Origin of the sequence: Flavobacterium pasteuri (assembly GCF_048286615.1) — a bacterium.
Lineage (GTDB): Bacteria > Bacteroidota > Bacteroidia > Flavobacteriales > Flavobacteriaceae > Flavobacterium.
In genome coordinates this window covers 253152-271150 of sequence record NZ_JBLVPN010000002.1, presented here as the reverse complement: position 1 = coordinate 271150, position 17999 = coordinate 253152, and the positions used below count along the sequence as shown (strand labels likewise).

General features: G+C 33.1%; 17 protein-coding genes and 2 tRNA genes. 12 read left to right on the top strand and 7 right to left on the bottom strand.

All coding sequences use genetic code 11. From position 1 onward, the window contains the following. Window position 1 precedes the first annotated feature (1 nt). From ACNQF6_RS03825 to ACNQF6_RS03800, 6 genes are all read left to right on the top strand, one after another. Window positions 2–1153 (top strand): formimidoylglutamase, encoded by a 1152-nt coding sequence (locus ACNQF6_RS03825; RefSeq protein ID WP_417963399.1) that lies wholly within the window; start codon window positions 2–4, stop codon window positions 1151–1153. A gap of 269 nt (window positions 1154–1422) precedes the next feature. Beyond that, the gene (gene porK / locus ACNQF6_RS03820; protein ID WP_417963397.1) at window positions 1423–2832 is read left to right on the top strand and encodes a T9SS ring complex lipoprotein PorK/GldK; all 1410 of its coding nucleotides are present in this window, start codon (window positions 1423–1425) and stop codon (window positions 2830–2832) included. 49 nt (window positions 2833–2881) lie between these two features. Beyond that, window positions 2882–3532 (top strand): type IX secretion system motor protein PorL/GldL, encoded by a 651-nt coding sequence (porL, locus tag ACNQF6_RS03815; protein WP_417963395.1) that lies wholly within the window; start codon window positions 2882–2884, stop codon window positions 3530–3532. Between the two features lie 45 nt (window positions 3533–3577). Continuing rightward, window positions 3578–5125, top strand: a complete 1548-nt coding sequence (gene porM, locus ACNQF6_RS03810; protein WP_417963392.1) for a type IX secretion system motor protein PorM/GldM — start codon at window positions 3578–3580, stop codon at window positions 5123–5125. A gap of 52 nt (window positions 5126–5177) precedes the next feature. Then, a complete protein-coding gene (gene porN, locus ACNQF6_RS03805; RefSeq protein ID WP_417963801.1) occupies window positions 5178–6068 on the top strand; it encodes a type IX secretion system ring subunit PorN/GldN in 891 nt (296 codons plus the stop codon). Between the two features lie 100 nt (window positions 6069–6168). Continuing rightward, a complete protein-coding gene (locus ACNQF6_RS03800; protein ID WP_417963389.1) occupies window positions 6169–7221 on the top strand; it encodes an NAD(P)/FAD-dependent oxidoreductase in 1053 nt (350 codons plus the stop codon). Between the two features lie 2 nt (window positions 7222–7223). Here the strand turns inward: ACNQF6_RS03800 and ACNQF6_RS03795 are convergent, their stop codons facing one another. After that, window positions 7224–7607: a DUF983 domain-containing protein gene (locus ACNQF6_RS03795; protein WP_417963387.1), complete on the bottom strand. Its 384-nt coding sequence runs from the start codon at window positions 7605–7607 to the stop codon at window positions 7224–7226. Between the two features lie 86 nt (window positions 7608–7693). On the opposite strand from ACNQF6_RS03795, the gene ACNQF6_RS03790 reads away from it, so the two are divergent. Then, window positions 7694–9601, top strand: a complete 1908-nt coding sequence (locus tag ACNQF6_RS03790; RefSeq protein ID WP_099714474.1) for an ABC transporter ATP-binding protein — start codon at window positions 7694–7696, stop codon at window positions 9599–9601. Between the two features lie 31 nt (window positions 9602–9632). On the opposite strand, the gene ACNQF6_RS03785 is transcribed toward ACNQF6_RS03790, so the two are convergent. Further along, window positions 9633–10601: an App1 family protein gene (locus tag ACNQF6_RS03785; RefSeq protein ID WP_417963385.1), complete on the bottom strand. Its 969-nt coding sequence runs from the start codon at window positions 10599–10601 to the stop codon at window positions 9633–9635. 64 nt (window positions 10602–10665) lie between these two features. On the opposite strand from ACNQF6_RS03785, the gene ACNQF6_RS03780 reads away from it, so the two are divergent. Then, entirely contained in the window at window positions 10666–11556 is an 891-nt protein-coding gene (locus ACNQF6_RS03780) for a diacylglycerol/lipid kinase family protein (protein WP_417963383.1), read from the top strand. On the opposite strand, the gene ACNQF6_RS03775 is transcribed toward ACNQF6_RS03780, so the two are convergent. Continuing rightward, on the bottom strand, window positions 11549–12697 hold the full coding sequence (locus ACNQF6_RS03775) for an 8-amino-7-oxononanoate synthase (RefSeq protein WP_417963799.1): 1149 nt from the start codon (window positions 12695–12697) through the stop codon (window positions 11549–11551). The genes ACNQF6_RS03780 and ACNQF6_RS03775 overlap by 8 nt on opposite strands. Window positions 12698–12795: 98 nt before the next feature. Between ACNQF6_RS03775 and ACNQF6_RS03770 the strand changes: the two genes are divergently transcribed. Continuing rightward, a complete protein-coding gene (locus ACNQF6_RS03770; protein WP_417963381.1) occupies window positions 12796–13074 on the top strand; it encodes a 4a-hydroxytetrahydrobiopterin dehydratase in 279 nt (92 codons plus the stop codon). Window positions 13075–13259: 185 nt separating this feature from the next. Here the strand turns inward: ACNQF6_RS03770 and ACNQF6_RS03765 are convergent, their stop codons facing one another. Continuing rightward, window positions 13260–13742, bottom strand: a complete 483-nt coding sequence (locus ACNQF6_RS03765) for a DUF1761 domain-containing protein (protein ID WP_417963379.1) — start codon at window positions 13740–13742, stop codon at window positions 13260–13262. A 182-nt stretch (window positions 13743–13924) separates the two neighbouring features. On the opposite strand from ACNQF6_RS03765, the gene ACNQF6_RS03760 reads away from it, so the two are divergent. Further along, a complete protein-coding gene (locus ACNQF6_RS03760; protein WP_417963377.1) occupies window positions 13925–14779 on the top strand; it encodes a leucine-rich repeat domain-containing protein in 855 nt (284 codons plus the stop codon). Window positions 14780–14972: 193 nt separating this feature from the next. Here ACNQF6_RS03760 and ACNQF6_RS03755 read toward each other — a convergent pair whose 3' ends face one another. The 3 genes from ACNQF6_RS03755 to ACNQF6_RS03745 all read right to left on the bottom strand — a co-directional run bounded on the left by ACNQF6_RS03755 (window position 14973) and on the right by ACNQF6_RS03745 (window position 15452). After that, a complete protein-coding gene (locus ACNQF6_RS03755) occupies window positions 14973–15209 on the bottom strand; it encodes a GIY-YIG nuclease family protein (protein WP_417963375.1) in 237 nt (78 codons plus the stop codon). 65 nt (window positions 15210–15274) lie between these two features. After that, window positions 15275–15347 (bottom strand) — tRNA-Met (locus tag ACNQF6_RS03750). A gap of 32 nt (window positions 15348–15379) precedes the next feature. Then, window positions 15380–15452 (bottom strand) — tRNA-Met (locus tag ACNQF6_RS03745). Between the two features lie 117 nt (window positions 15453–15569). Here ACNQF6_RS03745 and era point away from each other — a divergent pair. After that, window positions 15570–16451, top strand: coding sequence for a GTPase Era (gene era, locus ACNQF6_RS03740; RefSeq protein WP_417963373.1), 882 nt, complete (start codon window positions 15570–15572; stop codon window positions 16449–16451). A 160-nt stretch (window positions 16452–16611) separates the two neighbouring features. Beyond that, window positions 16612–17922: a ribosome biogenesis GTPase Der gene (gene der, locus ACNQF6_RS03735; protein ID WP_417963371.1), complete on the top strand. Its 1311-nt coding sequence runs from the start codon at window positions 16612–16614 to the stop codon at window positions 17920–17922. Window positions 17923–17999 lie beyond the last annotated feature (77 nt).

Below are 17999 nucleotides of genomic sequence, written 5' to 3'. Positions count from 1 at the left end.
AATGGAATTTGATTTTCTGAAACCCGTAAATGATGAAATCCGGGGCTTTATTAATGGATTGACTTCTCAGCAACTTGGAAGTAAAATGGTTTTGCACACAAAGGAACAATTTCCGGATTTAAATAAGATTAAAATTGCTATAATAGGTGTTTTAGAAAATCAAGGAGATAAAAAAGCGGTTTCTGATGTTGATTTAATACCACTTAGAAAAGAGCTTTATGGGTTGTTTCCAGGAAATTGGGATGCTTCTATTGCTGATTTAGGAGACATTTTAGCAGGAAACTCTACTGAAGACACTTATTATGCATTAAAAAAAGTAGTTGCAAGTCTAATTAAGAAAAAAATTACACCTATCGTTATTGGCGGTTCCCAAGATTTGACGTATGCACTTTACAGGGCTTACGATGATTTGGAACAAATGGTCAATTTAGTATCCATTGATAACAAATTTGATTTTGGTAAGGACGAAGAAGAAGTTTCAGCATCTTCTTATTTAACAAAAATAATTGTAGACGAACCAAATAATCTTTTCAATTACTGTAATATTGGGTATCAAACTTATTTTAATTCGCAGGAAGAAATAGATTTAATAGAAAAACTATTTTTCGACGCCTATAGATTAGGAGAAGTTTCTAATAATATCTCTATTTCGGAGCCTGTTTTTAGAGATGCCGATTTAGTAAGTATTGATTTGAATTCGGTTAAATCATCTGATTCGGGAAATTTTATTTCGTTTGCACCAAATGGTTTTAATGGAAAAGAGATTTGTTCTTTGTCACGATATGCAGGGATAAGTGATAAAGTTTCGTCATTTGGAATATTCAACCATAATAATTCGGCTCAAGAATCTGTCATCATAGCACAGATAATTTGGTATTTCATAGAAGGGTTTCATTATCGTTCTAATGAATATCCTTTTGGGAGTAAAGAAAATTATTTAAAATACATAGTCCCATTAGAAGAAGAGGAACTTGTTTTTTATAAAAGTGATAAAACAGATAGATGGTGGATAGAAATTCCATTTGTTTCAAATGGTAATAATAAACTAAAAAGAAATACGTTATTACCATGTTCCTATGAAGAATACTTATTAGCATGTAACCAAGAATTGCCTGAAAGATGGTGGAAAGCTCAACGTAAGAATGTTTTCTAATTAAATATTCGAGATTTACAATTCAATCCTTGAAAACTGTTTAAGAATTAATATATTTTATAAGCTTAACTGTAGAAAAAACACAAAAAAAATAATTTTAATGTATTGTATCGATTATTATTGCATTTTGTCGATAAAATATTTTTTTTGTATTTTATTTAACATTATTTTTGAGCTCGAATTAATTTCATAGCAAAAATATTGTTTTATTAATAAATAATAAATAGGTTTACACACTTAAAAAATAATGAATAGATAACCAATTTTATATGAAGAAGTTCATTGCATATACGTCAATTTTGGCCCTTTTAATAGGCTGTGGTAAATCAAGCGATAAAGGAGAATTAGTTGGTATTAATGGAGGAAAATGGCATCCTGAAAAGCCTTATGGAATGGCTTTAATTCCTGGGGGTGCTTTTATTATGGGTAAATCAGATGGTGATTTAGCTAACGTGGAAGATGCTCCTACAAAAACTGTTACTGTTCGTTCATTTTATATGGATGAAACTGAAATTACCAATAGTGAATACCGTCAATTTGTAGAATGGGTAAAGGATTCTACTATGAGAGTTAGATTAGCTATTCTTGCTGATGAAAGTGGTCAGACTGCAGGTGCAGGAGATCCTAAAGGTAAAGGTAAAAATGCCGGGAGCATTGGTGATTTTGCTTTTAATGATTCAGATCCTGAAAAGATGACAGCTTATGATAAATACATGTATGATAATTATTACAGTGTAGGAACTGCAGATGATCCTTATGCAGGAAGAAAATTGAACAAAAAAGTGAAACTAATTAAGGATACTAAACTATATCCGGATGCTTATTATGCTGAGGTAATGGATTCAATGTATTTGCCAATAGAAGCTTCTTACAATGGATTAAGAACTATTGATGTTAATAAATTGAAATTTCGTTACTCTTGGATGGATATTCAAGCAGCTGCAAAAGCTAAAGTAGGAAATAGAAAAAATTTCATCAGAACAGAAGAAGTAAAAGTATATCCTGATACTACAGTTTGGATTAAAGATTACGCTTATTCTTATAATGAGCCTATGCACAATGATTATTTTTGGCATAAAGCTTATGGAGACTATCCGGTCGTTGGGGTTAAATGGACTCAGGCGAAAGCTTTTTGTGCTTGGAGAACTTTGAATAAAAATACCTACATAAAATCTAAAAAGAAAAGCCACGACTTGATAAACTCTTTCAGGCTACCAACAGAAGCAGAATGGGAATATTCAGCTAGAGGTGGTTTAGAATCAGCTACTTATCCTTGGGGTGGTCCTTATACTAAAAATGATAGGGGATGTTTTCTTGCTAATTTTAAACCTAATAGAGGGGATTATGCAGCAGACGAGTCTTTATACACTGTAGAAGCAAAATCGTATGAGCCAAATGGTTATAATCTTTATAACATGGCTGGAAACGTTTCTGAGTGGACTGATTCATCTTATGACCCAAATGCTTACGAATATGTTTCTTCAATGAACCCAAATGTTCAGGATTATAAAAATCAAAGAAAAGTAGTTCGAGGCGGATCATGGAAAGACGTTGCTTATTTCCTTCAAGTAAGTACTCGTGATCATGAATATGCAGATTCTGCAAGAAGTTATATTGGTTTTAGAACTGTTCAAGATTATATGGGACTTCAAACCACTGGGAACGCGAAAAAGAAATAAATACACAAAAAGAAACCAAATCTATATCATTAAATAAAAAAAAACTATTATGGCATTACTAAGTAAAAAACAAATGAATTTCGCATACGGTATGGGAGCTGCGGTTGTAATTATTGGAGCATTATTTAAAATTACACATATTGAATTTGGAATCATAACTGGAAATCTAATGCTTACTATAGGTCTTGTTGTTGAAGCCGCAATCTTTGCTCTTTCTGCTTTTGAACCAGTTGAGGATGAATTAGATTGGACATTAGTTTATCCAGAGCTTGCTAATGGTAAACCTGCTGGAGAAAGAAAACCAAAAGCTGAAGTTCCTGCTGATACTCAAGGGTTATTGTCTCAAAAATTGGACGCAATGTTAAAAGACGCTAAAATTGATGGAGAATTGATGGCAAGTTTAGGAAATAGTATCAAAAATTTTGAATCAGCAGCTAAAGGAATTGCTCCGACTGTAGATTCTATTTCTGCTACAAAAAAGTATAGTGAAGAACTTTCTATGGCTGCGGCACAGATGGAATCATTGAATAGCTTATACAAAGTACAATTAGAAAGTGCTTCAAGAAATGCTGAAGCAAACAAAGAAATTGCTGAAAATGCAGGAAAATTGAAAGAACAAATGCAATCTATGACTGCAAATATTGCTTCGTTGAACAATGTTTATGGTGGTATGCTTTCTGCAATGGGCAATAAAGGATAATTAGTTTCAAACGATATAAAAACAACAAACTAATTAGTAGAAAATATGGCAGGAGGAAAACTAACCCCTAGACAGAAGATGATTAACCTAATGTACTTGGTTTTCATCGCGATGTTAGCTTTAAATATGTCCAAAGAGGTGTTGTCAGCTTTTGGGATTTTAAATAATAAAATAGTAGAGTCTAACTCTATAACTGATACCAGAAATGAAAGTTCATTTCAACAATTAGCTCAAAAAGCAGTAGATCAACCAGGGCAATTTGGAGATAAAAAAGCTAAAGTTGAAAAAATTAGAGCTTTGTCTAAAGAGTTTAACGACTACATAGAAAATATCAAAACTAAGGTTACTACCAAATTTGAAAGAGATGCCGAAGGAAATTTGCCATATGAGCAAATGGATAAAGGGGATTTAATTGACAGAATGTTTTTTACTGGAGATAGAGTTTCTAAACAAGGTAAAGAGTTTTTAGATAAAATCAATAATTTCTCTACTCAGATAAAAGCCATTGGTGGAAGTTCAATTGCTGAATCTGAAATGAAAAAGATTGAAGCAAGATTTGCTACAAAGCCAGTTTATTCTGAAAAAGCAGGTGCTAAATTAGATTGGATTGATTACAACTATAAAGGATATCCACTTATTGCTACAATTACTAAATTGTCACAATTACAAGCTGATATCAAAACAACGGAAAGCGATGTAATGACAGGAATGTTTCAATCGGATTTAGTTGCTGCAGCGTCACTTACAGCTTACCAACCTATTGTCGTTCTTGATAAATCTGTTTTCTTTCAAGGGGAAGCGGTAACGGGAAAAATTATTTTAGGTAAATTTGATCCTTCATTAAAAGCAAAATCTGTTATTGTAAATGGATCTAGTGTACAAGCGCAAGCAGGTCAAGCTAAATTCTCTTTTGGAGCAGGTAATATTGGAGAACATGCTATTGGCGGTTCGTTTAATTTTGACGAAAATGGGAAAGTGGTTAGCTTACCTATTAAAGATAAATACGTTGTTGTTGCAAGACCAAAGTCGGCTACTATTTCTGCTGATAAAATGAATGTAGTGTATAGAGGTGTTGTAAACCCAATGACTATTTCTTTTGCAGGTGTTTCAGCTGATAAAGTTTCAGCTAGTGCTCCTGGATTAAGTTCTGCAGGTGGTGGTAAATACAATATGAGTCCAGGTTCAGGTTCTGAAGTAGTTATTAATGTAACTGGTGCTCTTCCTGATGGTTCTAAAGTTTCGGATAAGAAAACCTTTAGAATAAAAGGAATTCCTGGTCCAACTGGAACTATTAGAGGAGAAATGGGTGTGGTTAAAGGACCTAAATCAAATTTGCAAATTGCTACAATTGGAGCTAAATTAGTTGATTTCGATTTTGAAGTTGGTTTGAATGTAGTTGGATTTAATCTAAAAGTAACAGGTCAACCTACTGTAGTTGTTACAGGAAATAAATTGAATGCACAGTGTAATGCAGTACTCTCAAAAGCAGTTAGAGGAGATCAAGTTACTATTTCTGAAATAAAAACAAAACTTGTAGGTGCAGGTAGTTATTTATTACCAAGAACAGCTCCAGTAATTTTTGAAATACAATAAATAATAAGTAAGTTTATACATAACCTACTTCAATTCTTATTATGATACCATGATGAATGTAAGAAATTTTTTAATCGCTATAGTCTCTATTACGGGAAGTTTTGCTTGTTTTGGGCAGTCTAATTTGCTTAATGCAAAAACTCCTGACCAAATTGGACTTAAAACTGCGGCACAGCTCATTTCAGATAATGATAAGCCATTAGTATATGGTTATGTACATGATAGAGATGTTTTAATGGGTAAGACTACATGGGAAATTATTGACTTAAGCGAAAAAATTAATTTTGCTTTGTACTTTCCTATTGATACTGCAAATATTGGATCTGATAGAAGATCCCTGTATGATGTGCTTACTAAAGCTTTGAAAAACGGTAAAATTACTGAGGTCTACACTGACAGTTATTTCAATACTAAAAAATCGATGCAAGATATTCAAACTTCATTGACTCGTATTGACACAACTGATGCGGGTAGAGAGCAAATAAATGCAGGAAATAAAATATCTGATGAGTATATTTTAAAACAAGACTTAGCGGCACAAGATGTAACCCAATATAAAATCAAAGGATACTGGTATTTTGATAAGCGTCAGAGTGAGTTGAAGTATCGTTTATTGGGAATTTGTCCCGTAACCCCTGATGTTTATACGATGAACAGTGATGAAAAAGATTATATCGAATTGTTTTGGGTATTCTTCCCAGCGGCAAGGGATGTATTGCATGAAGCAAAAGCATTCAATGATAAAAATTCAGCAATGCCAGTTTCATTTGATCAGATATTAAACTCTAGGCGTTTTAATAGTGTCATTTACAAAGAAGAAAATGTATACGGCGATAGAACTATTGAAGAATACATGAAAGATAACTCTCAAAATCAATTATTAGAATCGGAAAGAGTAAAAGAAAAAATTCGCAATTTCGAACAAGATATGTGGAATTATTAATACTGATTTTAAAATATAATAAAAAACTCTTACTGTAATGGTAAGAGTTTTTTTGTTTTAATGTGTTTACTTTGCACTTATTTAAAAGGTATAATTTCAAATGATTGATTATTTAATTATAGGTTCTGGTTTAGCGGGTATTTCATTTGCAGAGGTTGCTTTGCGGAATGATAAATCTATTTTTGTATTGGATAATAATTCTCAAAATTCATCTAAAATTGCAGGAGGTTTGTATAATCCTGTTATTTTAAAACGTTTTAGCGAGGTTTGGCAAGCCCAAGAGCAATTAGCGATTATGAATGAATTTTATACTTTTTTAGAAGAAAAACTGAATTGTAAAGTTGATTTTAAAAATCCAATTTTGAGAAAATTTTTTTCTGTCGAAGAACAGAATAATTGGTTTGCCGCTTCAGATAAGGTTGCGCTTGCTTCTTTTTTATCTACACAGTTAATTTCTAAAAAATATGTTGGTATTGATTCCCCTTACGGTTATGGTGAAGTTTTACAAACGGGTTATGTAGACACTGCTTTATTATTAAATAAATACAGAGAGTATCTAAAGCATAACAATTTGTTTCAAGAAGAATCTTTTGATTATGATGCTTTACAAATTGAAAGTGATTGTATTCGTTATAAAGATATTCAAGCCAAGCATATCATTTTTGCGGAAGGTTTTGGAATGCATGCAAATCCCTATTTTTATCAGTTGCCTTTAGACGGTACAAAAGGAGAGCTTTTTATTATTAAAGCACCTGAGTTAGATTTAGATGTAATTGTGAATACGAGTGTGTTTATTTTGCCACTTGGGAATAATTTATTTAAAGTTGGTGCAACGTATAATTGGAAAGATAAAACGGATTTGCCCACTGAGGAAGGAAAAACAGAATTAGTAGATAGAATAAAGGAAATTATTACGTGTGATTTTGAAATCGTCAAGCATTTTGCTGGGGTTCGACCTACAGTAAAAGACAGAAGACCATTAGTGGGAACACATCAAAATTATGAGTCAATACATATTCTAAATGGTTTGGGAACCAGAGGAGTTATGCTTGGACCGGCAATGGCAAAAGCATTATTTGAAAACATAGAACATCAAGTTCCACTAAATAAAGAAATTGACATTAAAAGATTTCTGCCTAAAGGACAACCGTAATATTATTTTTGGTTCGTTTTTGGATCATACGAAACAAACATATTAATGTATATGTTTCTGGACCATCGCAAGACAAATGGGAATAAGACAATAAGTGACGCAATTATAGCAATAAAAGCCACTTTTAGGCTGGAGCCAAAGATTACAAATGATACTATAAAGACAGCAATTCCAACTGCAACATTCAATCCGTAACTGACATACATTGCACCATAAAAAAAGGAAGGTTCAATCTGATATCTTAAACCACAATGGCTGCAATTTTCATGCATTTTCAAGATTTTGTTGAAATGTAACGGATTTTTGTCCAAATACATACTCTCATTCTGACATTTAGGACAAGTTCCTGTTAAAATGCTATATAATTTGGATCCTTTTTTTAACATTTGCAAAAAATTTAATTTTTCCTTTTTTAGTCCCGATAATTCGGGATACAAATTTACACATTCAAAAAGGAATAAAATAACAATACATGCTTAATATACACAATTTATCCGTTTCGTTTGGTGGTACTTATTTGTTTGAAGAAGTTACCTTTCGATTGGGTGCCGGAGACCGTGTGGGTCTTGTTGGGAAAAACGGGGCTGGGAAATCGACCATGCTTAAAATGTTGGCTAAAGATTTTGCTCCTGATTCAGGTGTTATTTCTCAAGAGAAAGATCTTCGTATGGGATTTTTGCGTCAGGATATTGATTTTGAACAAGGAAGGACAGTTTTGGAAGAAGCATACGAAGCTTTTACAGAGATTAAAATTGTTGAGAAAAAGCTCGAAGAGATTAATCACTTGTTAGTTACAAGAACGGATTATGAAAGTGATGAATACAGTCAAATTATAGAAGACTTATCTGATTATACCCATCGTTTTGATTTATTGGGTGGTTATAATTATGTGGGTGATACAGAGAAAATTTTACTTGGTTTAGGATTTAAAAGAGACGTGTTCGATAATCAAACCGAAACCTTTTCTGGTGGATGGAGAATGCGTATTGAATTAGCCAAATTATTATTGCAGGCCAATGATGTTTTGTTGCTGGATGAGCCTACGAATCACTTGGATATAGAAAGTATCATCTGGTTAGAAAGCTTCCTTCGAAATTATCCTGGAGTCGTGGTGATTGTTTCGCACGATAAAATGTTTTTGGATAATGTTACGAACAGAACGATTGAAATTTCCCTAGGAAAAGCATATGATTTCAATAAACCATATTCTCAATATTTAGAATTGCGTCATGAAATTCGTGAGAAGCAGTTGGCTACACAGAAAAACCAAGCCAAAAAAATTGAAGAAACAGAAAAATTAATCGAAAAATTCCGTGCTAAAGCTTCTAAAGCATCAATGGCACAATCATTAATAAAAAAATTAGATAAAGTAGAACGTATCGAAGTTGATGAAGATGACAATTCGGTGATGAATATTACTTTTCCAGTTTCAAAAGAACCGGGAAGAGTTGTAATTGAAGCCGAAAACGTGACTAAAAGTTACGGTGACAAAACGATTTTGAAAGATATCAGTTTGTTAGTGGAGCGTGGAAGTAAAATTGCTTTCGTTGGACAAAACGGACAAGGAAAATCGACTTTTATTAAAGCTATTGTTGACGAATTCGAGTATAAAGGAAATATCAAGTTAGGACATAATGTACAGCTGGGTTATTTTGCGCAAAATCAAGCGGAATATTTAGATGGTGAAATCACCTTGTTACAAACCATGGAAGATGCCGCCGCTGATACAAACCGAATGAAAGTACGCGATATGCTGGGTTCTTTCTTGTTTCGTGGTGATGATGTAGAAAAAAAGGTAAAAGTCCTTTCTGGAGGGGAAAGAAACCGTTTAGCGCTATGTAAATTGCTTTTGCAACCCATTAATGTTTTGCTGATGGATGAGCCTACGAATCACTTGGATATTAAATCTAAGAATGTTTTGAAAGCGGCCCTTCAAAAATTTGGCGGTACTTTATTGCTTGTTTCTCACGATAGGGATTTTTTGCAGGGAATGTCAAATTTGGTTTATGAATTCAAAGACCAAAAAATAAAAGAATATTTAGGCGATATCAACTATTTCTTAGAGCAACGCAATATGGAAAATATGCGTGAAGTGGAGAAAAAAGATGCCCAAAAAGCAGCTGCGCCTAAAGAAAGCAACAAAGCTTCTTACGAAGATCAGAAAAAAGGGAAAGCGTTACAGAATAAGTTGAGCAAGGTGGAGAGTCAAATCAAACAATTAGAAAAGGACATTCAGCAAGATGATAAAATGCTCGCTTCTAATTATGATAAACACATTGAAGACGCTAAATTTTTCACAGCATACAATAAGAAAAAAGCAGAGTTGGACAAACTTCTCTCTGATTGGGAAATAGTTCAGGAAGAAATAGATAATTTATAAAAACGAGAGTTCCAATTTTGGAACTCTTTTTTTATGCAATAATCCCAATCGTTTTAGAGTGCGCAATGGCTTCGCTACTGTTTTGAAAATAACAAACAGAAACTTTCAGGGTTTCTAAATTTTTCAAGACCGCGTTTACTGTGTCTTTTTTGTTTGTTCCGGTTTGTCTGATATAAACGGCCTTCACGGTTACTGGGAAAATTTTACAAATGGCCTCGTACAAAAATGGATCGTGTTGAGAATCATCTCCAAGAAGCACGTATTCTAAATTAGGATAAAATTCTAAAATGTGTTTTATTTTGTCAAACTTATGATTATGATTGCCTCTGCCGGTTAAGAAAAAATCAGTGAGGCTTGTTTTAATATCCTTCAGTAATAAAACGGCTTTAGGGAGCTTGTGAATTTCGGTGAATTTTGTGATAAAACGATACAAATTCCATTCGCTGCTGGAAACATAGAAAAAAGCATTGAATTCTTCTTTATTTTCCCTTCCTGCTGTACTTAAAGCTTGATAATGCGTCACTACATCTTCATAGATTTTTCTCTTGTTTACGTTTTTAAATAATAAAACATATAATTTTTTCAAAGGATTAAGCGTGTGCGAAACTAAAAAAGTGTCGTCAATATCTGATATGATTCCTAGATTTCCTTTATGAGGTCGAATGTAACTGTCTCGGGTTGTTATGAATTCATTTTTGTAAACTATACTCACTTCATAATCAATCCATCCATAATTAGTGTTTTGGTCTAATGGAACACAGAATTTAAAATAACCGTCGATTAATGTTTTGGTATGAATTTTGGCATTGTTGTGTTCTAAGTATACATCGGCGTTTGCTTGTGTTTTTATTTGAAACATTTTAATTACCGAAGTAGCGTTTTTCAGATTCTTTTTTTGAAAATTATACTCTTGAATTGTTGTTGGCTTAAAAACATGCCCCATCACAATCAATTCTTGTTCATTAGCATAGCCTCGATATAATTTTAAAATTGGTTTCATTTAATGTAGTACTTTTGAGTGTTGTTGAAATTAATTGTTTTTAATCAATAAAAGAAGAAAAAGTTTGAAAAATAATATTATGCTGGTTGTAAATCCAATCTCTGGGGATGTTGACAAATCAGAGTTGATTGATGCGACAACAATTTTTGCCGGTAACGAGAATTTAAATCTTGTAATTTATAATACTTCAGGTGCCTCTGATATTGAGAATATAAAAGTGCTCTATGAAACCTATAATCCGGAACGAATTATTGTAGCAGGTGGAGATGGAACAATAAAAATGGTTGCTGAGGCCATGGAAAACCATGACGTTATTATTGGAATTTTACCCGCTGGTTCTGCCAATGGTTTGGCTGTCGATTTAAATTTACCATCCACAATTGAAGAAAACCTCGAAATTGCATTTCATAATGGCTACATGGAAATAGACATGATTTCCATCAATGGAAAAAAAAGTATCCATTTAAGTGATTTGGGAGTAAATGCAGAAATGATCAAGAATTATGAGAATAGTAGTATTCGAGGAAAATGGGGATATGCGATACAAACGTTTACCACTTTGATTGATTTAGACGATCCTTTTACTGCAACAATAACAGGCGATTTTGAAACAATTGAATGTACAGCAAGAATGATTGTAATTGCAAATTCTCAAAAATACGGCACGGGAGTTTCTATTAATCCTAACGGAGTTATGGATGATGGAAAGTTTGAATTAGTTATTTTGAAAAATTTAGATTTAGTAGTACTTGGAAAAATCATTTCAGGGAATATGCCTATAGATTCAGACGATGTTGAGATAATTTCTACTGATAAAGCAATCGTTATGACAAATACCCCAGTTAGTTTTCAAATTGACGGAGAATATTGTGGTACTGAAACAAAACTTGATATTAAAATTTTACCCAAACAAATGAAAGTGGCTATTCCTAATTTAAATAGTGGAGTTATTTAAATGGGTTTCGTTCTTGCCAGTTAGTTTCTGGTTCCAGATATCTAAATATTTTAGGCATATACGAATTGACTATTTGATTGCTATGCGCAATAAATCCATACATTTTTATTGGTTTTGCTCCCACAGAACTTTTAATTTCCAATGCCGTTCTTGCAAATACAATTTCCTTAAAGCCTTTATTGATGGAATATGCGATCATATCATACAGCATGTTCAAATACAGCATTTTTTCGCGTTGAATGCTTTCGTCATACCCTAAGAAATACGTGTCCATTACAGGACCGTTTTTTATTAAAGTATTAAACCCAATTAATTTTTCATCAATAAAATAGCCATAAAAAAGGAATTTTTCTTTAAAGATTTCTTTAAAAACTCTAAAATGATTTTTAGGTAGAAAAAAAGTATTGAAAGGAGCATTTTTGGCCACATGAAGATACAAATCATAAATAGTATCTTCCAGAGCTATGATCTCTTCCAGATGCATTTTTCTTTTCTCAATAATGGTTGCTTTTTTTCGGGCTCGTTTGTATTGATCTCTGTATTTTTTTGAAAGCGAGTCAATGTAGTCTTGTTCTGATTTCCAGTTTTCATTGATGTGAAAAACCATATTTGGTTGTGTCGAAAACTGATAATCATTTTCGAATTCCGGAATGCCAAAGTTCGCAATGTCTTCTTTGTGAAAATCTTTATAGGTGGTAATATGAATCTTTTTACCTTTGGACTGAAACATTTTTTTCAATTCTGTTGTTGCGGATCTCAGGGTTTGCAACGCTTTCTTTTTATCAATAGACTTTGATAACGCAAAAGAATTTTGCCCGGTCAGCATGTTGTTTCCAATCACTAGAACATGAGAACCGAAATTTCTGAAAACTAAATTTCGAACAGTAGTTTTAATACATTTATCCCGATCTCCAAAAGATTCCAGTTGGTTTAAATCTAAAAATTGAGAAAGAGCAATGCCAACTAAAGTTTCATTTTCGAATAATCCAATATAATGACACACCATATTTTCTGGAGATGATTTTTCTAAAATCTCCAGGTATTTTTTGGATAAAAAAATGGTTGAAACAGCTAAGTCGTCCCAGTTTGAAGGAAGTTGCGCTGTCTCACTATAAATTTTAAAAGAATAAGGTGTAGTCAAAATTGAAGAGTAATTTTTTTTCAAAATTAGTTAATAAAGTTAAAGTATTTCTCAATGTCTCGAAATTAACTAACTTTATATAAATTAAAAAGTACATTATGGAAACCTATTCGGCAGAGACAATTCAACCAGAGTTAAAAGCACTAAAAGATTGGCAATTTGCTAATAATGGAATTGAGAAAAAGTTTGTCTTTTCAAATTTTACGCAAGCATTAGGTTTTATAGTGCAAGTAGGAGTTATGGCCGAGAAAAGAAATCACCATCCGGAATTATTCAATGTGTATAATAAAGTCACAATCAGGCTGACAACACATGATGCAGGCGGTGTTACGGATAAGGATTTAGATTTAGCCAAAGCTATTGAGGGAATTCAATAAAAAAAATAAATTTCGTCTTGAAGAATGCCAAGACGAAATTTATTTTATTTTCATACCATTGATTAGTTCATTATAGTCCAATTTTTTTTATCACATCGAGCGCAGTCGAGATGTCATAACGGTTCTCGACTGCGCTCGAACTGACAATTTGACTATTTTATAATAACGAATGGTATTATTAGAAATTATTTCCAGGCACAAATAATTCCACCCATTATCATAAAGCATACAATCCAAAAACCGCCAGTGACAAGAGTGTATTTGAAACTTCTTCTTTCGTATAATGCATTAGTTCCTATAACCGGTAATACTAAAAATAGTCCAGTCATAAAACCATGTAAAGCTCCATGCTTGAAAGTTCTGAATGCCATTCCGTAATCTGACATAAAAGCCTCGTATGAAGGTTTTGCGATACTTGGATCTCCTCCCACCATTCCTAATGCGCCAAATTGGTGTATTGTCAGCATTTGTATTATAAAGCTTATGAAAAAAGCGTACAGTAATGATAGTCCAAATGTCAAGAGCATATTCCCTCCTTTCATTTTTTCTTCGGTCATACCGGATTCTTTCATCCAAATGGTTCCAAAAACTTTTGGATTGTACCAAACAAATCCTACTACAAGTGTAGATAGCGCAGCAACAAAAAGTGCCAGAAAATTGATTTCCATAAAATTGGTTTTAATGATTAGTAAGTCAAATTTAATAAATTAATGTTTAATTAAGAAAATCAAACATTATTGTAAGATATAGCTTTGTAAAAACTATAAAATAGTGTATTTCATCGATTTTATTTGCTGATTAGCTTTTCAGTGTGTAGTTTTATGCTTATTAAAGAAATAAATATAACGTTTTGAGAAAGATAACCACTCTATTTTTAACCCTTTTATTTTCATTCCCAATGTTTGCTGATGTGTCTCAATCAGAGAAAGATGCGTTAGTAAAACTGTATCAATCTACAAACGGAGATCATTGGACTGTAAAATGGGATTTAGCATCACCTATTTGTACATGGTATGGTGTTACGTTGCAAGATGACAAAGTGGTTTCTATTAATTTAGAAGATAATAATCTAGTTGGCGAAATTCCCAATGAAATTTTGGATTTAGTGAGTTTGCAAGAATTGGATTTACACAAAAATCAAATATCAGGCTCAATTCCTTCTTCAATAGGGAAATTAAAAGAAATGAAAGTATTGAATCTTTCTTTCAATAAACTTTCAGGAACAATTCCATCTTCTATTTGTGAAATGAATAATTTGAAAGATTTAGAATTGTACATGAATGCCATTTCAGGAGAGTTACCAGTGCAAATTGGAGCTTTGAATCAATTAGAAACACTTTCGTTATTCAATAATGAAATAGTAGGACAAATCCCAACTTCATTGTATGAAATAAAAACGCTAAAAACATTGCTTTTAAACAGTAATAAACTTTCAGGAGGATTAAGTAGTGAAGTAGTAAACATGGCGTCGCTTGAAAACCTTAGTTTGTTTGATAATAAAATGATTGGGCAGGTACCTTTCGAGCTTGAGAAATTAGATAAATTGAAAGAAATGAATATTTCTTACAATATGTTTAATGGATTAATATCTAGAAATTTAGCGGTTTTGGATACGTTAAATATGACAATGATAAATGATAAGGGAGTAGCGGTTTTATTAGAAGTGAGTACTGGTAAAAATACAGCTATCGCTTCTGAAGATTAATTTAGAAATAATAAAGAGTTTGAATACTCTTTGATATTGTATATTTAGTTGTTTTAATAAACTTAGTTTGTCTAAACCTGTGAAGCTTGGTTCACAGGTTTTTTTGTTTAGGTTGTTTAGGTGTGGCTATAAGCTCGAGTTTACTCTTTGGCTTTCAAGTCGTTCAGTTTGATAAGCTGAATTTTTCAAATTATTAGTTTAGATTAAGATTTTGAATAAATTCTCTCCCAATTCCGTATTTTAAATATTTTTCTCTTTTCATTACTGCTGATTTTGAATTGAAAAACTCAACATGAATAGCCTTCCAATGTCTAAGTTTTAAAGTATATCCTTTTGTCCCTAAAAGATTATAAGATTTGAATCGTTCAATTAAATTAGAAGTAAAACCAGTATAATTCTTTTCGAATTTTTCAGAATATAAAATGTACACAACAAATCCATGAGTAATTACCGGGCATAAAAAAACCCATCAAAATATTGATGGGTTTCTCTCTGTAGCGGGAACAGGACTCGAACCTGTGACCTTCGGGTTATGAGCCCGACGAGCTGCCTACTGCTCTATCCCGCGATGTGCGTTTGTAATTTCAATAAAATTCTTAGTAGCGGGAACAGGACTCGAACCTGTGACCTTCGGGTTATGAGCCCGACGAGCTGCCTACTGCTCTATCCCGCGTTGTTTCGGGTGCAAATATACGACGAATTTCTGTATTTCCAACGAAAATTTTAAAAAATGTTTTATTTCGTCTATTGACTTGATATGACTACCTTTGCAGAATAAATTATAATAGAAATGTCACATAAAGCAGGTTTTGTAAACATCATCGGGAATCCAAATGTTGGTAAATCAACACTTATGAATGCCTTTGTTGGAGAAAGATTGTCAATAATCACATCAAAAGCACAAACAACACGTCATAGAATTCTAGGAATTGTAAATGGAGAAGATTTTCAAATGATCTTATCAGATACACCTGGAATCATCAAACCCGCATACGAAATGCAGGAATCAATGATGAATTTTGTGAAGTCAGCTTTCGAAGATGCTGATGTGCTGATTTATATGGTGGAAATTGGAGAACAAGAGTTGAAAGACGAAGCGTTTTTTAATAAAATTATCCATGCCAAAATCCCTGTTTTATTATTATTGAATAAAATTGACAATTCAAATCAGGTGCAACTGGAAGAACAAGTGGCTTTCTGGACTGCCAAAGTTCCTAATGCGGAAATTTTTCCAATATCGGCTTTACAGAATTTTAATGTACCGGAAGTTTTTGGAAGAATCATTGAATTGTTGCCGGAATCACCTGCTTATTACCCAAAAGATCAATTGACAGATAAACCGGAGCGTTTTTTTGTAAATGAAACCATCCGTGAGAAAATCTTGTTGAATTACAGCAAAGAAATCCCATACGCAGTAGAAATTGTTACCGAAGAGTTTTTTGAGGATGAAAACATCATTAGAATCCGTTCTTTGATTATGGTGGAGCGCGAAACTCAAAAAGGAATCGTTATTGGTCATAAAGGTGCCGCTTTAAAAAAAGTAGGAGTAGATGCTCGTGTTGATTTAGAGAAATTTTTTGGTAAACAAATCCATATTGAATTGGTGGTGAAAGTGAATAAAAACTGGAGAAGCAATACAAATATGTTAAGACGATTTGGATACAATCAATAATATAATTTGGGCGTGACCACAAGTGTCAGGCTATACGTTACAATCTTTATTGCAAAAAGAATTGCAACAAAGGATTTTCACTGCTATCCTTCACGCAAAAAACAGATAGCTTAGATTACAAAATAATAGAGTACCTTTGCAAAATATTTGAATTTATATTATGAATAACATTGTTGCGATAGTAGGAAGACCTAATGTAGGGAAATCAACCCTTTTTAATAGGCTGATACAAAGAAGAGAAGCTATTGTAGATTCAGTATCTGGGGTGACCCGAGATAGAAACTATGGTAAAAGCGAGTGGAACGGAAAAGAGTTTTCTGTAATTGATACAGGTGGTTACGTACGTGGGTCGGATGACGTTTTTGAAGGCGAAATTCGCAAACAAGTGGAGCTTGCCATTGATGAAGCGGATGTTATCATTTTTGTTGTTGATGTCGAAGAAGGAATCACTCCAATGGATGATGCTGTAGCGAGATTACTGCGTAAAGTGACAAAACCAGTTTTACTTGCAGTAAATAAGGTGGATAATGCGATGCGTGAGAAAGATGCGATTGAATTTTACAATCTTGGTTTAGGGGAATATTATACGTTTGCCAGTATTTCAGGAAGTGGGACAGGGGACTTATTAGATGCATTGATTGATGCTTTTCCTATAAAACCAGAGCCAACTCAAGAAGAAGTTGCATTGCCTCGTTTTGCAGTTGTAGGCCGTCCTAATGCAGGGAAATCAAGCTTTATCAATGCCTTAATTGGTAAAGATCGATATATTGTTACGGACATTGCGGGAACAACTCGTGATTCTATTGATACAAAATTTGACCGTTTTGGTTTCGAATTCAACTTAGTGGATACTGCGGGAATCCGTCGTAAAGCAAAAGTAAAGGAAGATTTAGAGTTTTACTCGGTAATGCGTTCGGTTAGAGCGATTGAGCATGCGGATATTTGTATGTTGATTATTGATGCCACTCGTGGATTTGAAGGTCAGGATCAAAGTATTTTTTGGTTAGCTGAGAAAAACCGTAAAGGTGTTGTCATCTTAGTGAACAAATGGGATTTAGTCGAGAAAGAAACGATGTCAACTCGTGATTATGAAGCTAAAATCAGAGAAGAATTAATGCCATTTACGGATGTGCCTATTCTTTTTGTTTCGGCTTTAACAAAACAACGTTTATTGAAAGCATTGGAAGCAACCGTGAAAGTTTTTGAAAACAGACAGCAACGTATTGCTACTTCAAAATTCAACGAATTTATGTTGAAAGTGATTGAAGCATACCCACCACCAGCTACAAAAGGGAAATATGTAAAAATTAAATATTGCATGCAGTTGCCAACACCAACACCACAATTTGTGTTTTTTGCCAATATGCCACAATATGTAAAAGAACCTTACAAACGTTATCTGGAAAATAAAATTAGAGAAAACTGGGACTTTTCAGGAGTGCCAATCGATATTTATATCAGAGAGAAATAAATTAGAAAACCACTTTATAACGAAGTGGTTTTTTTTATGTGTTTTAATTAAAATAAATATTTACCTACGAAATTGTT

What these genes read in the sequence shown, in the direction of transcription:
- ACNQF6_RS03825 (WP_417963399.1), top strand. Translation starts at nt 2, where the DNA reads ATGGAATTTGATTTTCTGAAACCCGTAAATGATGAAATCCGGGGCTTT.
- porK (WP_417963397.1), top strand. Translation starts at nt 1,423, where the DNA reads ATGAAGAAGTTCATTGCATATACGTCAATTTTGGCCCTTTTAATAGGC.
- porL (WP_417963395.1), top strand. Translation starts at nt 2,882, where the DNA reads ATGGCATTACTAAGTAAAAAACAAATGAATTTCGCATACGGTATGGGA.
- porM (WP_417963392.1), top strand. Translation starts at nt 3,578, where the DNA reads ATGGCAGGAGGAAAACTAACCCCTAGACAGAAGATGATTAACCTAATG.
- porN (WP_417963801.1), top strand. Translation starts at nt 5,178, where the DNA reads ATGAATGTAAGAAATTTTTTAATCGCTATAGTCTCTATTACGGGAAGT.
- ACNQF6_RS03800 (WP_417963389.1), top strand. Translation starts at nt 6,169, where the DNA reads ATGATTGATTATTTAATTATAGGTTCTGGTTTAGCGGGTATTTCATTT.
- ACNQF6_RS03795 (WP_417963387.1), bottom strand. Translation starts at nt 7,607, where the DNA reads ATGTTAAAAAAAGGATCCAAATTATATAGCATTTTAACAGGAACTTGT.
- ACNQF6_RS03790 (WP_099714474.1), top strand. Translation starts at nt 7,694, where the DNA reads ATGCTTAATATACACAATTTATCCGTTTCGTTTGGTGGTACTTATTTG.
- ACNQF6_RS03785 (WP_417963385.1), bottom strand. Translation starts at nt 10,601, where the DNA reads ATGAAACCAATTTTAAAATTATATCGAGGCTATGCTAATGAACAAGAA.
- ACNQF6_RS03770 (WP_417963381.1), top strand. Translation starts at nt 12,796, where the DNA reads ATGGAAACCTATTCGGCAGAGACAATTCAACCAGAGTTAAAAGCACTA.
- ACNQF6_RS03765 (WP_417963379.1), bottom strand. Translation starts at nt 13,742, where the DNA reads ATGGAAATCAATTTTCTGGCACTTTTTGTTGCTGCGCTATCTACACTT.
- era (WP_417963373.1), top strand. Translation starts at nt 15,570, where the DNA reads ATGTCACATAAAGCAGGTTTTGTAAACATCATCGGGAATCCAAATGTT.
- der (WP_417963371.1), top strand. Translation starts at nt 16,612, where the DNA reads ATGAATAACATTGTTGCGATAGTAGGAAGACCTAATGTAGGGAAATCA.